Raw genomic sequence first — 13,425 nt, 5'->3', positions numbered from 1 at the left:
CAGTTAGCTGGTGTCTCAGCCTTTGACGGCGCCTTGCATGCCGGCACCGCGCAGGAAGAAGCGTTGCAGGAGCAGGAACAGGACCACTGGGATGAGCGTCGCGATAGTGAGTGCCGCGAGGAAGACGCCGAGGTCGGTGGTGGGCTGGATGCTCGGCAGGCGAACCGATAGCGGTTGCAGTGAAGGGTCTGGGAGCACGAGGAACGGCCAGAGGAAGTCGTTGAACGAGGCGATGACGGCGAAGACGGAGACGACGCCGATGATCGGCCTCGACATGGGCAGCACGACTGACCAGAAGAGCCGGAACGGCCCTGCTCCGTCTGTGCGGGCGGCCTCGAACACCTCGCGCGGCAGCGAGTCGAAGAATCGGGTGACGATGACCACATTGAACGCGCTCGCCCCGGACGGCAGCCACACCGCCCAGAACGTGTTGATCATCGATGTGCCCAGCAGGGGCGGGTTCAGGATCGTGAGATACAGGGGTACGAGCAGCACGATCGAGGGTACGAACAGGGTTGCGAGGATCAGCCCCATCAGGGCGCGCCCATAGCGCGGGCGGAGCACCGAAAGCACGTATCCGCCGGTGGTGGCGACGACGATCTGCACGAACCAGCAGCCCGCCGCGAGCGCGAGGGTGTTGCCCACGTATTGTCCGACGTGCACGTCTGTCCACGCGGTGACGAGGTTGGACCAGTCGATGCCGTGGGGAAACAGTGCGAGCGGCTGACGGAGGGTGTCCTGGGTGGGGGTGAGCCCGGACTTCAGCAGCCAGAGCATGGGCCCCAGGCCGCAGATCAGCAGGGCGACGAGCAGGAGCCCGTGCAGGATGCGCATGGTTGCGCCGATGCCTGGACGGCGCCATTCGCCTGAGGAGACGATTCCGCGGTCGGTGGATTCGTCTCGCATGCGGCGACGTGATCGGGTCGTTGGGACGCTGCGTGGTTCAGTCGGGATTGCGGTGGGGATGGTGCCGGTCACTATGCGCTCCAACGCTTTGTTCCGCGGAAGTAGATGAAGGAGAGGATCGCCAGGGCGACGGCGAGCATGATGCTGAGGGCGGTTGCTTCCCCGTAGCTTCCTCCGGCACTGTTGCCGAAGGCGTAGTTGTAGATCAGGAGGAGGATCGTCAGGGTCGCGTTGCTCGGGCCGCCGTCGGTGAACAGGTAGGGCTGCAGGAACACCTGTGCCGTGCCGATGATCTGGAGGATGAATGTCACGAAGAGGATGCCTCGCAGCGACGGCATGGTCACGTGCCAGATCTTCTGCCAGATGCCGGCGCCGTCGACCTCGGCGGCGTCGTAGAGCTCTGATGGCACTCCGATCAGCGCGGCGAGGTAGATGATGATGGTTCCCCCGGCCGCCGACCAGGTGGCCTCCAGCACGAGCGACGGCATCGCGCTCGCCGTGCTCTCGATCCAGGGCTGGGGTGGTATCCCGACCCATCCGAGCACGGTGTTGAATACTCCGCTCGCGCTGCCGCTGTAGAAGAACTTCCACAGCAGCACGGCCACCACCGGCGGCACGACGACCGGGAGGTAGGCCAGCACGCTGAACAGGCCGCGCGCCTTGCGCACTTCGCTCATCAGCACGGCGACGACGAGGGGTATGGGGTAGCCGAACAGCAGGGCGAGCAAGGCGAACCAAAGTGTGTTGAGCACGGCGGTGCCCAGCAGCGGATCGTTGAAGACGGCGACGAAGTTCTGCCAGCCGACGAATACCGGCGCACTAACCAGGTTGGTCGTCTGGAAGCTCATGATCACCGAGCGGACGATCGGGTACCAGGAGAAGACGCCGAACACCACAAGGAGTGGCAGCAAGAAGACGATGGTGGTCACGCCGCCGTTGTGTGCCCAGCGACGGATCGACGGACGCCTTCGTGCGGAGTTCCGGTTCGGGTGCCGCGCCGTGTCGTTGCCGATCGGGGCATGAGTGGTCAGTGCCATGGACGAAGATCTCTCGTTGGGGTCCGTGGGGCAGGTGCGGGCGCCGCGGGGCGCATCGGGGTGCGCGGCGCCCGCACCTGCCGTGGTGATGTCAGTTGCCCGAGTCGAGCAACGACTGGATGGTGGTGTTCGCCTGCGACAGCAGCGTGGGGATATCGGCGTTCTTGTTCGTCAGCACGGCCTGCACGACCGGATCGAGCTTCCCGTAAAGCGCCTGTGTCTGCTGAGCGGGCTCGGGGATAATCTGCTGCTTGAACTCGCCCTTGGCGTAGGGCGCGAACTGGTTCAGCGGCACGTTGACATACTTCTTCGTCCACTCCAGCGTCTTGTCGTACGTGGCCTTGTCGAACACCGGCACCTGCGGCACGCCGACGGGCTGGTTGGATGCGATGGCCAGCTTCGCCGCCGACACCGACGCTGTCTTGTCGTACTGCTGCTGCATGTAGTAGTAGTCGATCCACTTGACTGCAGCGTCCTGCACGGCGCTGCTCGTCTTGGCGCGCACGAAGGCGATCGTCCCGCCACCGAGTGCACCCGAGTTCTTGCCGTCGAGCGGGATCACCGTCTCACCAACGATCTTCGGGTCGATCGCGTTCTGCTGCACCAGCGAGGTGTAGTTGCCGCCGCCGCTGATGTACATGCCGACTTTGCCGGCCGCGAAGTCCTGGTTGATGCTGTTCCAGTTGTAGAGGAAGTCTGCACCCATCGCGTTGTCGTTCCAACGCAGGTCATGCAGCACCTGCAAAGCCTTCTGGAACGGCTTGGTGTCCACGGTGGCGGTCGCCTTCTTGCCGTCGACCTTCTCCGCTCGACCGCCGAACGCGTACGCCAGGGTGACCAGCGACCAACCGCCGGTGTTCTCCTGCGTCATCGTGGAGAACCCGGCCTGGCCGGTCTTCTCGGCGATGGCCTTCGCATCGGTCTGCAGTTCGCTCCACGTGGTCGGCGGCTTGTCCGGGTTCAGACCGGCCTGCGTGAACAGCTGGCGGTTGTAGTAGAGGGCTTGGCCGTAGGCGGAGATCGGGAGGCCCTCGATCTTCCCGGATGAGCTCTTGGCGTTGCTGATCACCGCGGGATTGAACTTGTCGACATAGGGCAGCTTGGAGATCAGAGAACTGATGTCGGCCACCTGTCCCTGATTGATGAGCGAGGTCCCGTCGGTGAACGGCACCGTGAACACGTCGGGCAGGGTTCCACCGGCAAGTTGCGCGGTGAACGTCGTCGCCACCCAGTCGTAGGGCTGCGTTTTGACGGTGATGTTCGGGTTGAGCTTTTCGAAGGCCTTCACCCGGTCGTCGATCTGCTTCAGGGCGTCCTTCTTCAGCCCGGTGTCGATCGATACCGTGATCGTGGTCTTCCCCGACGAGGGGGGAACTCGAGGGGCTGGTGCATCCGCTCAGGATGACGGCGAGCGCGACGATCCCCGCAATTGGGGCGATGCGCCTGACTCGAAACTTCATTGTTCGGGTTCCTTTCACTGGATAGGGACTACAGGACGGTGCTGTGTGTCGAGTCAGTCCGCCGAGGCGGGCCGGGCGACGGGGAGAGAGGCGGTGTCGCCGGGAAGCGACTCGCCGTGGAGCCACACCGCAGTGTCAGGAGCGAGTGCTCCTTCGGCGACGGGGGCGCTTCCGATGAGCACGCGTGCGCCCAGCGGAAGTTCGATGCCGTGATCGGACATGTTCACGACGCAACTGACCGCGCCCCGTCGGAAAGCGAGCACGTCGTCGTCCGACGGCAGCCATTCCAGGGGCTCGTCAGTGAGGTCGGGGAGGTCACGGCGCAAGCGGATCATTCCGGTGTACAGAGACAGCATCGAGCGGGGATCTGCGCGTTCGGCTTCGACGCTGTAGGCACCCCAGTCCCCCGGCTGTGGCAGCCAGGGCCGGCGGGAGCCGCCGGATGATGCAGATGAGAATCCGAAGGATGATCCGGAAGCGGTCCAAGGAAGCGGCACGCGGCATCCTTCTCGTCCCGGGTCGCGACCCTCGGAGCGGAAGAACATCGGGTCGTGCCGGCTTTCAGTCGGGAGGTCCTCGGCCTCGGGCAAGCCGAGCTCGTCACCCTGGTACACATACAAGACACCAGGCAGGGCCCCGGTCAGCAGAGCGGCCGCGCGTGCACGAGCGGTGCCGCGCTCCAGATCGGTCGGGATGCCGAAACGCTTGGTCTCGAACGAGAACGCGCTGTCGTCTCTGCCGTATCGGGTGACTGGTCGGGTGATGTCGTGATTCGACAGCACCCAGGTCGCCGGCGCTCCGACTCGTTCGTGCACCGCCAGCGTCTCCACGATCGAATGGCGAAACGCTCCTGCGTCCCACGGTTGCACCATGAAGTCGAAGTTGAACGCCATGTGCAGTTCGTCCGGCCGCAGATACCGAGCGAACCGGTCCAGGTCGGGTAGCCAGATCTCTCCCACGAGCGCGCGCTGCGGATACTCGTCGGTGACGAGCCGCCACCGGCGATAGATGTCGTGGATCTCGTCGCGGTCCAAGAACGGATGGGCCGTACCCTCAGCTTCCATTTCCGGGAGTCCGGGATCCTTCACCAGGAAGGCCGCCGAATCGACGCGTACACCGGCGACACCGCGATCGAACCAGAACCGCAAGACATCCTCGAACTCGTTTCGCACGGTCGGGTCGTCCCAATTCAGATCCGGCTGCTCGGCGTCGAACAGGTGCAGATACCACTCGCCGGGACTGCCGTCCGCGTTCGTGGTACGCGTCCACGTCTCACCCGAGAAGCTCGAGGGCCACCGCGTCGGCGGCTCCTGACCGCGTACGCCGCGCCCGGGACGGAACCAGAACCGTGACCGCGCCTCAGACCCCGGCGCGGAAGCGAGTGCTTCCCGGAACCAGCTGTGCTGAGACGACACATGGTTCGGCACGACATCGACGATGGTCCGAATGCCCAACCCGGCCGCCTCCGCGATCAGCGTCTCGGCTTCGGCGACCGTGCCGAAGTCGGGATGGATCTGCCGGTAGTCGGCCACGTCATATCCGCCGTCCACCCAGGGCGACGCATACCACGGGGTGAACCACAGGGCGTCCACCCCCAGGTCGCGCAGATAGCCCAGCCGGGATCGAACCCCTTCCAGATCACCGATGCCGTCCCCGTTGCCATCCGCGAAGCTGCGCACGTACACCTCGTAGACCACCGCCGTTTGCCACCATGCGACTGGAGAATCGGCAAGCCCCTCGACGGGAGCTGTCGAGGATCGGGGACTGAGCTTCATTGATCACACTTTCTTGCTTTAGCGCTATACCTTTCCGGAAGTGTACCGCTATATCATCCCGAGTCAACCCGCTATGATCGCACCAGCAGGAAATTCGGTGCCGTGGGGAGTAATCGTGAGCCGTCGAGTCACCTTGAAAGACATCGCCGACGAAGCAGGCGTCAGCATCATGACGGTGTCGAACTCGCTCAACGGCAAACGTGGCAAGGTGTCCGAGTCCACCATCGAACGCATCGAGCAGATAGCCCGTCGCCGCGGCTACGTCCCCAGCGCCTCGGCCCGCAGCCTCGCCGCCGATTCATCGAAACTCATCGGACTGCTGGTCCCCGCAGAGGCGAACGCCACTCTCGCACTCAGCCCCTACAACGTCGAAGTCTTCGGCGTGCTCGAGCGCGAGCTTCGTGGCCGCGGATACCACGTACTGTTTCGCGGCGTCTCGACAGCCGAAGAAGTGGACATCGCGCTGAGGTCTTGGAATCTGGACGGCGCCATCCTCCTCGGCTTTCCCGACCGAGGAGTGGAACGAGTCCATCCGCCGGCCAACACGACGATCGTCGCCCTGGACAGCTACGCATCCACGACCGACGCGATCGAAGTCCGCTCCGACGACTTCCAGGGCGGTCGCCTCGCCGCAGCGCACCTCCTCACCCAGGGACACCGACGCATCCTGTTCGCAGGTCCCGACATCGGAACCACGGGTGTCATCCACGAACGCTTCGCGGGGTTCATCGCAGCGTTTGGGGAGGCGGACGCCGAGTGGGATCCAGCGGATCGTGAGGAAGGCGAGTCCACATATGAAGCAGGTATCGCCATCGGCCGTGAACTCACGTCCCGCCACCCGGCGATAACGGCCGTGTTCGCCACTGCCGACGTGCTGGCCATCGGCATCATCGAGGGGCTCCGAGAGCAAGAGATCGCGGTTCCGAAGGACGTCTCCGTCGTGGGCTTCGACAATCTCGACGTCGACAACTACATCACGCCCAAGCTGACCTCGATCGACCAGGATGTCTACACGAAAGCGCTCAACGCAGCGCAGCTCCTGCTCACTGCCATCGAGGGTCAGACGATCGACCAGCCAATCACCCCCTGCACGTCAGACTGATCGAACGCAACTCGACATACCCGCCGAAGGAACCGTCCGCCGAGGTCCGCTAGGCGACTTTCAACGGCGGCACGCGATGACATGTCACTCGCCCGGCGGAGCGGGATTGCCTACCGGGGCGAGGATCGGCGCACCTCCATGGATGCATCCTCGACGCCGGGGTCTCTACGCGGCAACGCTCACCCGCGCCTGCTCCTCGTAGAGCCGCGCATACTCGCCGTCGAGGGCGAGCAGCTCGGCGTGGGTGCCGTGCTCGACAACGCGGCCGCGGTCGATCACGAAGATGACGTCGGCGCCGATCACCGTCGAGAGCCGGTGCGCGATGGCAAGCGTCGTTCGCCCGTGCGAGGCGGAGTCGAGAGCCTGCTGCACAACACGCTCCGAGATGGTGTCGAGCGCGCTCGTCGCCTCGTCGAGGATGAGCACCTCCGGATCCTTCAGCAGCACCCTCGCGATCGCGATGCGCTGCTTCTCGCCACCGGAGAGCCGGTACCCGCGCTCCCCCACGACTGTGTCGTAGCCGTCGGGGAACCCCGCGATGGTGTCGTGGATGTTCGCGGCCCGCGCCGCCGCCTCGAGCTGCTGCTGCGTGGCATCCGGTGCCGCGTACCTGAGGTTCTCGGCGATGGTCGCGTGAAAGAGGTAGGTCTCCTGGCTGACGATGCCGATGTGGTCGATGAGCGAGTCGTGCTGCAGCGCGCGCACGTCCTTGCCCCCGAACAGCACGGCGCCGTCCGACGCCTCGTACAACCGCGGAACGAGGTACGAGACCGTCGTCTTGCCCGCGCCGCTAGGGCCCACGAAGGCCGCGAACTGACCGGGGCGGATGGTGAACGACACGTCGTCGAGCGTCGGCCGTTCCTCGTCTCGGGCGTCGGGGTAGCGGAACGTCACGTCGCGGAACTCGACCTCGCCGATCGGGTCGGAAGCCGACAGCCCGACTGCACCTGGAGCATCCTGAATCGCAGGCTTCAGGTCGAGGTACTCGAAGATGCGGGCGAACAGCGCGCTGGAGGTCTGCAGGTTGAGCGCCGTCTGCATGATGCCCATCAGCGGGAACAGCAACCGCGCCTGCACCGTGGTGAACGCCACGATGGTTCCGGCCGTGATGTCGGTGGTGCCACCGTTCAGCAGCCACGCCGACACCAGGTAGACGATGGCGGGGATGGACGACAGAAAGATGTTCACCATCGCGAAGAACCACTGGCCGCTCATCGTCTCCTTCACCTGGAGCGCGACCTGGGTCTCGTTCTCGGCCGAGTAGCGGGCGGTCTCGGCGTGCTGCCTGTTGAAGCTCTTGGAGAGCAGGATGCCCGACACGCTCAGCGTCTCCTGAGTGATCGCGGTCATGTCGGAGAGCGACTCCTGGGTGGCCGTGGCGATACGCGCCCGCACCTGACCCACGCGCCGCTGGGCGATCACGAGAAAAGGCATCAGCACGACGGCGATCAGCGTGAGCTGCCAGTTGAGCAGCAGCATCGCGACGAAGGCCGCGATCACCGTGACGATGTTGCCGAGCACGCTCGAGATGGTGTTCGTGAGCACGCTCGCCACGCCGCCGACATCGTTCTGCAGCCGCGACTGGATGACCCCCGTCTTGGTGCGCGTGAAGAAGCTCAGCTCCATCGACTGCAGGTGCCGGAAGAGCTTCACCCGCAACGCGCCCATCACCTTGTTGCCGACCGTGGCCGTGAGGTAGGTCTGCCACACGCCGAGCCCGCTCGAGGCGAGGTAGACGACGATCATCGCGACCACCAGCGTGATCGTCACTCCGACGTTGGGATGCCCGGTGCCCGGGAAGAGCCCGTCGTCGAACACCCTCTGCGTCAACAGCGGCGGCACCACCGAGAGCGCTGCCGAGATCAGCACCAGCGTCACCGTCACCGAGAGCGCGAGCTTGTGCGGCGCGAAGAGCGCGCCCACCCTGCGCAACAGGTGCGGGATCTTCGGCGCCTGCGCGTTCGCCGCCTTCTGCGAGGCGATGTCGCCGCCGTGTCCCCTGCCGCGACCGTGTCCTGGCGCCGGGCCGTGTCCGATACCGCTCATGCGTCGACTCCTCTTCTCGCTGCGTGGAAATCTCGCTGCGTCGAACCCTCTCGTCGCAGCATGACCTATCAACGATATATCGTTCATGCGTATTCCCGTCGACCCGAAGCCGGGCGAACGAGTGCGGTCTGGCGGTCGGCGTGGTCAACTTGTCCGGTGACGGACAGCATCTCGCAGGCGTCCGACCCTCGGGCCGGCTCGTTCACGCTCTCGCCGGAGCCGAACGGCACCACAGTGAGCCCGCGGGCCTGGTGGGCCTTGGTCGTGCTGCTGGCAGGCATGGCCATGGCGCTGCTCGACACGAGCATCGTCAACGTCGCACTGCAGACCATCCGCACGAGCCTGAACGCCGACGAGGCGACGCTGTCCTGGGTGATCTCGGGATATGCCCTCGCCTTCGGCCTGCTGCTCATCCCCGCCGGACGTTTCGGCGACCGTTTCGGGCACAAGTGGATCTTCATCGCGGGCGTCGCGATCTTCACGCTCGCCAGCATGTGGTGCGGCTTCGCGCAGTCGAGCACCGAGCTCGTCGTGGCCCGGGTGGTGCAGGGAATCGGCGGCGGCATCTATGTGCCTGCCGTGGCATCCCTGATCCAGCTGATGTTCCCGCCGCGCGTTCGCGGGCGGGCGTTCGGGGTGATGGGCGCCGTGATCGGCATCTCGACGGCGCTCGGTCCGCTGGTGGGCGGGCTGCTCATCCAGGCGTTCGGGGAGACCGAGGGATGGCGGTCCATCTTCTTCGTCAACGCGCCGATCGGCGTGCTCACCGTGATCGCCGCCTTCCTGCTCGTTCCAGGCGGCGCAGAGGGCAAGCGGCTGTCGACGGATGTCGTCGGCCTGCTTCTCGCGATCGCCGGCCTCGTCGCCCTCCTGGTGCCTCTCATCGAGGGTGAGGATCAGGGCTGGCCGTTGTGGACCTGGCTCAGCCTCGCCGGCGGGGTCGTTCTGCTCGTGCTGTTCGCCTTCTGGGAGCGGCACGTCGCCACCACGACGACGGAGCCTCTGGTGCCGCCGCACCTGTTCTCGCATCCGCAGTTCACCGGCGGCGTGCTGCTCGCCTTCGTGTACTTTGCCGCCTTCACCAGCATCTTCTTCAGCATCTCGCTGCTCTGGCAGGCCGGACTCGGACACACAGCTCTCGAGTCCGGCCTGGTGTCGCTGCCGTTCTCGATCGGAAGCATCGTGGGCGCAGCCCTGAGCGATCCTGTCGCCCAGCGGCTGGGCCGCAACGTGCTCAGCCTCGGCACGGGACTGGTCGCACTGGGACTGATCGCGCTCTGGCTGCTCTTCTGGCTGGCGCCGACGCAAGACCTCGTCAACTGGGATCTGCTGCCCCCGCTGCTCGTCGCGGGATTCGGCAGCGGCCTGTTCATCGCTCCCAACGCGCGGTTCATCGTGGCGACCGTCGACAACTCGGAGGCCGGCGCCGCGAGCGGCGTCATCCAGACCATGCAGCGCATCGGGTCGGCCATCGGCATCGCCATCATCGGCAGCGTGCTCTTCGGGCAGCTCCCGTCGTCGTTCGCTCCGAGCAAGGCGAAGGCGGCTGAGATCGCCAGGCAGCACGCCGCGGGCGGAGCGGATGCCGTCAAGCACGCCATCCAGCAGTACGTCGATCACGGGCTCGCGGTGGCATTCGGCAACGGCGCCGCGCTGGCGATGCTGACGAGCGCCGCGTTCGCCGTGGCCGCGTTCCTGCTCGTGTTCACGCTGCCGAAGCGGGTCAGCCTCGGCTGACCCTGCGTGCTCGGCCCGCGCGGCGCCGCGGTCTACGGCTCGACCGTCGTCGGGATGCCGTGGGTCGCGACCGCAGACATCCGTCGCGTCGCGAATCCCAGCAGGAACAGCCCCAGCGCCAGCACGCTCACCACGGCGCCCGCGATCGGCACCAGCCACGGCCCGCCGAGCCCGATGGCCGCGTTGCCGAGCGGCGGGGCGATGGCGATGCCGAGGTACATGGCCGTCGAGAACCAGGCCATCGTCTGCTGCGCGTTCGCCGGATCGATGCTTACGAGCCGGTGCTGCATGGGGATCGTGAGCCCCGCGACCACCACGCCCCAGACCACGAACAGCAGGAGACAGAGCGGATACGACCACTCGAAGAACGCGACGGCCACCAGGGCGACCGCCTGAACGATCAGGGCGACGGCCGCGCTCGCTCGACTGCCGTAGCGGTCGGTGATGCGGCCGGCGAAGACGTTGCCGAGCACGCCCGCACCGCCGTACACGAGCAGCAGGACCGCGAGCAGCGTGCCCGATCCGCCGGTCGCCCGATGCAGAACCTGTGCCGAGAAGATGTACACGATGTTGAAGCTGGCGGTGGCGAAGAGCACGCCGCCGAGAGCGGCGATCACCCGGAGGTCGGACAGCGGGCGCACCCTGGCGCGCAGCGAGACGGGGGCGGGGCGGGGCATCCCGCGGAATGCCACCGGAATCAGCACGGTGACCAGCGCGCCGATGCCGACGAGCAGCCACATCGGGGCGCGCCAGCCGGCCGCGCTGCCCAGTGCGGTGCCGAGCGGCGAGCCGATCGCGACGGCGAGTGTGAAACCGGCTCCCACGAAGGCGAGCGCCCGCCCGCGTCGCTCGGGCGCGACGATCGTCGCCGCGACGGCGCTCGCGGTGGGCACGAGCGCCGCGCCGCCGAACGCGGCGATCACGCGGGCGATCACGAACCACGTGAGCGAGGTGCTGAGGGCCGCGACCACGACACCCACGGTGAAGAGCAAGGCCCCGGATGCCATCAGTCCGGCTCTCGAGACCCGCGCCAGCACGATCGCCACGGCCGGTGACGCCACCGCGACGAGCACCGCGTAGATCGTGATCGTGTAGCTGACGGATGCCTGGCTCGCGCCGAGCCCGTCGGCGATGCGGGGCAGAAGGCCCGCGATGACGAACGCGTTCGTGCCCACCGCGAACAGGCCGACCATGAGGAGAAGGAGTCGAAGGGTAGAACCGCGATATGATTGTTCGATGACGGTCATACCGTCAAGATAGACCAATTGTTCGATGATTGTCGAACTATTTTTCGGAGAGTGTCGTGACCGAACACGTTCAGAACGCCGCGCCGTCCGGTGTCGAGCACTATCCCGTGCCCGATCTCGCCGACGTGCAACTCGTCGACGTGCTCCGCGCGGTCGCGGATCCGATTCGGCTCGACATGGTGCGGAGACTGGCGAACGGCGAGCCTCAGCCCAAGTCCGCGCTCACGGCGGAGTGCCACGTGCAGAAGTCGACGCTGTCGCACCACTTCAAGACGCTGCGCGAGGCGGGGCTCACGCAGTGGCAGGTGAACGGCCGCACCCACAGCATCCGTCTGCGCCGCGCCGAGCTCGACGAGCGCTTTCCCGGCCTGATCGACTCGCTCCTGACCGACTGACCCCGCACCGACCGTTCCCGCCCAGTGACAGGGGCTCGGAATACGCTCGTTTCCACACGAACGCGGGATGGGGAGGCAGCATGGCTCGGCGCATTCAGCTCGACGGCGCATCCATCGAGGTGGTGCCCGCCTACGATCACTGGGACGGCTTCTATGACGTCGTCGGCGTGAAGAAGCCCGACGGCAGAGGATGCTGGTGCATGTCGTACCGCGACACCCGCGCCGGCATCGACCCCGCCGCCTACATGAAGAACGAGTGCGAGAACGAGCCGGGTCCCGGCGTGCTCGCCTACGTGGACGGCGAGCCTGCCGGCTGGTGCTCGATCGCGCCGCGATCCAGCTATCGCAGGCTGATGAACTCACGCACCATCCCGTTCGTCGACGACGAGGAGGCCTGGTCGATCGTCTGCTTCGTCGTCAAGCCCGCCTACCGGAGGCAGGGCCTCATGCTCACGTTGCTCGACGGCGCGGTGCGCCATGCCCGCGACCACGGCGCCTCGGTGGTGGAGGGTTATCCGATCGACCTCTCCGGCCAGGGACGGGTCGACATGATCTCGGGCTACGTCGGCAGCACCGACCTGTTCGAGCGCGCCGGGTTCGAGCGTGCGGCCCTGACGTCGTCGCACATCGGCGGCCGCGACCGCTGGGTCATGCGCAAGCGCCTCGCCTGAGCGCGGTCAGTCGTCCGAGCCGGTCCACCCCTTGTGGTGGAACCACCACCACATCAGGCCTGCCGACACCACCATCGTGCCGAGCCCGAGCAGCAGGAACGACCACGGGCCGACGAGCACGTGGCCGACCTCCCAGCTGAAGTTCATGCCGAAGAATCCGGTCAAGAAGCTCAACGGCAAGAAGATCGACGCGATGATCGTGAGCTGCTTGGATGTCTCGCCCTGCCTGTTCGCCACGGTCGAGAGATAGAGGTCGGTGCACCCGGCGACCATCTCGTGGTACGAGTCCAGTTCGTCGGTGATGCGGATCAGATGGTCGTAGACATCGCGGAAGTAGTCGTGGCTGTCGGGCTCGAGGCCCGCGAGATCGGCGATGACCTCGATCTCGCGCGCGAAGACATCCCTCATGGGCACCACGGCCTTGCGCAGCTTCAGAAGCAGCCGCTTGAGCCGGAACGTCTCCGCCAGCTCCTGCTTGCCTGCGCCGGAGACGATGGCGTCTTCGAGGTCGTTGATCTGCTCATCGAGGTCGGCCAGCATCGGAAAATAGCTGTCGACGACCACATCGATGATCTTGTACACGTAGTAGCGCTCGGTCTTGCTGAGCTCGGTCTGCTGGAACAGCTTCTTCAACTCGTCGAGGCCCGCATAGGGCTGACGGTGCAACGTCACCACGTAGTCGCCGCTCAAGTGGCAGTGCACCTCCTCGAGCGGATGCGGGTTCTCGTCCTCCGGCTGCGACTCGACGCCGCCCTCCAGCACGAGCAGCGCGGTGTCGCCGTACGTGTCGAGCTTCGGCCGCTGATGGAACCGCACGCTGTCCTCGACGGCGAGCGGATGCAGCTTCAGCAACGAGCCGATGTGCTGCACCTGTTCGTCGGTCGGCGCGCTGAGGTCGAGCCAGAAGAACTCCTGCTTCTGCCGCAACTCGGTGATGAGTGCGTCGTCGATGGAGTCGAGGATGCGCATGGGGGCTCCGCTGCTTCGGTGGGACGGTGAGGCATCCGTCAGCGTAGCCCCGTGTCGCGAGAGGGCGGCACGGGGCTACG

At 66.1% G+C, this 13,425-nt stretch carries 11 protein-coding genes; 4 read left to right on the top strand and 7 right to left on the bottom strand.

What is annotated here, in order from left to right; all coding sequences use genetic code 11:
• Window positions 1-15: 15 nt before the first annotated feature.
• The 4 genes from FPZ11_RS15595 to FPZ11_RS15580 all read right to left on the bottom strand — a co-directional run bounded on the left by FPZ11_RS15595 (window position 16) and on the right by FPZ11_RS15580 (window position 5,178).
• Entirely contained in the window at window positions 16-906 is an 891-nt protein-coding gene (locus tag FPZ11_RS15595; protein ID WP_146322007.1) for a carbohydrate ABC transporter permease, read from the bottom strand.
• A 71-nt stretch (window positions 907-977) separates the two neighbouring features.
• The gene (locus tag FPZ11_RS15590; RefSeq protein ID WP_437438603.1) at window positions 978-1,835 is read right to left on the bottom strand and encodes a carbohydrate ABC transporter permease; all 858 of its coding nucleotides are present in this window, start codon (window positions 1,833-1,835) and stop codon (window positions 978-980) included.
• Between the two features lie 199 nt (window positions 1,836-2,034).
• On the bottom strand, window positions 2,035-3,231 hold the full coding sequence (locus FPZ11_RS15585; protein WP_246846296.1) for an extracellular solute-binding protein: 1,197 nt from the start codon (window positions 3,229-3,231) through the stop codon (window positions 2,035-2,037).
• A 225-nt stretch (window positions 3,232-3,456) separates the two neighbouring features.
• A complete protein-coding gene (locus FPZ11_RS15580) occupies window positions 3,457-5,178 on the bottom strand; it encodes a glycoside hydrolase family 13 protein (protein WP_146322005.1) in 1,722 nt (573 codons plus the stop codon).
• 40 nt (window positions 5,179-5,218) lie between these two features.
• Here FPZ11_RS15580 and FPZ11_RS15575 point away from each other — a divergent pair, with 40 nt between their 5' ends.
• Window positions 5,219-6,280, top strand: a complete 1,062-nt coding sequence (locus tag FPZ11_RS15575; RefSeq protein WP_210415892.1) for a LacI family DNA-binding transcriptional regulator — start codon at window positions 5,219-5,221, stop codon at window positions 6,278-6,280.
• Between the two features lie 165 nt (window positions 6,281-6,445).
• On the opposite strand, the gene FPZ11_RS15570 is transcribed toward FPZ11_RS15575, so the two are convergent.
• Window positions 6,446-8,326, bottom strand: coding sequence for an ABC transporter ATP-binding protein (locus FPZ11_RS15570; RefSeq protein WP_146322004.1), 1,881 nt, complete (start codon window positions 8,324-8,326; stop codon window positions 6,446-6,448).
• A gap of 156 nt (window positions 8,327-8,482) precedes the next feature.
• On the opposite strand from FPZ11_RS15570, the gene FPZ11_RS15565 reads away from it, so the two are divergent.
• On the top strand, window positions 8,483-10,063 hold the full coding sequence (locus tag FPZ11_RS15565; RefSeq protein ID WP_246846295.1) for an MFS transporter: 1,581 nt from the start codon (window positions 8,483-8,485) through the stop codon (window positions 10,061-10,063).
• 32 nt (window positions 10,064-10,095) lie between these two features.
• Here FPZ11_RS15565 and FPZ11_RS15560 read toward each other — a convergent pair whose 3' ends face one another.
• Entirely contained in the window at window positions 10,096-11,256 is a 1,161-nt protein-coding gene (locus FPZ11_RS15560; RefSeq protein ID WP_246846294.1) for an MFS transporter, read from the bottom strand.
• Between the two features lie 110 nt (window positions 11,257-11,366).
• Between FPZ11_RS15560 and FPZ11_RS19970 the strand changes: the two genes are divergently transcribed.
• Complete coding sequence (locus FPZ11_RS19970) at window positions 11,367-11,705, top strand: ArsR/SmtB family transcription factor (RefSeq protein ID WP_246846293.1); 339 nt, start codon at window positions 11,367-11,369, stop codon at window positions 11,703-11,705.
• An 80-nt stretch (window positions 11,706-11,785) separates the two neighbouring features.
• Window positions 11,786-12,376: a GNAT family N-acetyltransferase gene (locus FPZ11_RS15550; RefSeq protein WP_146322001.1), complete on the top strand. Its 591-nt coding sequence runs from the start codon at window positions 11,786-11,788 to the stop codon at window positions 12,374-12,376.
• 6 nt (window positions 12,377-12,382) lie between these two features.
• Here the strand turns inward: FPZ11_RS15550 and corA are convergent, their stop codons facing one another.
• Window positions 12,383-13,345: a magnesium/cobalt transporter CorA gene (gene corA / locus FPZ11_RS15545; RefSeq protein ID WP_146322000.1), complete on the bottom strand. Its 963-nt coding sequence runs from the start codon at window positions 13,343-13,345 to the stop codon at window positions 12,383-12,385.
• Window positions 13,346-13,425 lie beyond the last annotated feature (80 nt).

This window comes from Humibacter ginsenosidimutans (genome assembly GCF_007859675.1).
Lineage (GTDB): Bacteria > Actinomycetota > Actinomycetes > Actinomycetales > Microbacteriaceae > Humibacter > Humibacter ginsenosidimutans.
This window is presented reverse-complemented; position numbering and strand designations above follow the sequence as displayed.